The following is a 1,524-nucleotide window of genomic DNA, read 5'->3' as shown; positions in this document are numbered from 1 at the left end:
CTATAACGACGCCGGATATATGTCGCAAGACCGTCGACCATCAATGTTAATCTCCGTTAAGGGTGCCTATGAAATAGCTTAAAGAAAAGACCGACATTAATTTCAATCAGGCCTTGCGAACAGCGAGGTGACCATATATGTCCCTTTAACGTGATTCTCGCTGAAAACCCTGACATCGGTAAAACTTGTGATGAAATCAGAGATGGCTACCGAAAATTTCCACAAGGGAGCCATGTTATTTTTTATCAACAAATTGGCAGCCAACACATCCAGATCATCAGAATCTTGCATAAGAGCATGGATGTAAATCCAATCTTTGGCGTATAACGAGCCTGTAGGATTTCTTCCTTACTCGTTCTCAATTCTGATCTTACCTATATTTCATCATGATATGAACTTGAACGCACTAAACCCTTGTGTCATAAACACTAAACTGACTTGAAGTGAGGGCGCCAAGCGTTGTGAATTACTCTTAAATGCTTGTATGGATATGTTGTTAGTTAGACATGTATCTTTTTGCAAAATCACGAAGAACCTTTGCATTATTGGCCGTAAGCTCATCTCCGCAAACTTGACCATCTACACTTATGTCTGGACTTGAATATGCCGGAATTATATCTTTTTCATAAGACATGACTGTTCCTCGACTTGAGCAAGTAGCACCAAAGCTATACCTCTCATTTTTGTTTGGAAACGTATAGTTAACAAAAGAGTCCACATCAAACTTCGGACTATACTCAAGTACTGTTTTCATATCATGATTTGCACCACTTAAATGCCCAATTTCGTGCTCCATTGCACTATCGTAACAATTTAGTCCAATTACGAAGTAGTTAGATGTCGCCGATGCGACCCCACACCATTGGGACTTAAAACTGTCAGCCGCATTTGAAAACAAAATTGCTTTGAAAATAGGAACGCCAGAGCTGTTAGTTTCTGGGATTTCAGATTCAGAATGATAATTCACAAGGCTCTTGGCAGCATCAACGTCTTGGAACAAAGAGCTATCTATGTTTGAAGTATATTCTACTTTTGTGACTTTTCTTTCTATTGGGATGCATGAGTTCTCTAGCGTAAGATTTGAATAGTTCACCCAAGTATTAATTTTAGAATTGACGAACTTTTCTGAATACTCATTAAGCACACTTTTATCTATATAAAAGTAAATTTCCGTTTCCAATTTAGGAGAGTTAGGGCAATCAGGGAGCTTAAGCCCTACTGCGAAAACATAGGCACATTGTACTGACAAGATAATACTGAATATTTGTACTGCGTTCATTACTACCTCAAGAATAGCCATGTTAAGGGGTGAGCAACGCAATACCGAAGCCGCTGCATACCGCCTTAATCACTAAAACCAGCGCATAGTGAAAATGCCAAGATGTATGGACTCCCTATCTCCCTCGGGAGTAACGTAATAAGTAACGACACTTTTACAAGGAAGCCAACACATGACTCATTCTACGGTGCTCGCTATCGACTTAGCAAAAAACGTTTTCCAAGTTTGTAAGATGGATCGACATG

General features: G+C 39.5%; 1 protein-coding gene and 1 pseudogene. One reads left to right on the top strand and one right to left on the bottom strand.

Annotation, left to right across the window (positions count from 1 at the left end; translation table 11 throughout):
• Positions 1-153: 153 nt before the first annotated feature.
• Positions 154-327, top strand: a pseudogene (locus tag QTN95_RS20585) (type II toxin-antitoxin system RelE/ParE family toxin); the annotation flags it as partial.
• A gap of 169 nt (positions 328-496) precedes the next feature.
• Here QTN95_RS20585 and QTN95_RS20580 read toward each other — a convergent pair.
• Positions 497-1,279 (bottom strand): zinc-dependent metalloprotease family protein, encoded by a 783-nt coding sequence (locus tag QTN95_RS20580; protein WP_331418835.1) that lies wholly within the window; start codon positions 1,277-1,279, stop codon positions 497-499.
• Positions 1,280-1,524: the final 245 nt, after the last annotated feature.

The sequence above is a fragment of the Vibrio sp. M260112 genome (assembly GCF_036533775.1).
GTDB lineage: Bacteria > Pseudomonadota > Gammaproteobacteria > Enterobacterales > Vibrionaceae > Vibrio.
This window is presented reverse-complemented; position numbering and strand designations above follow the sequence as displayed.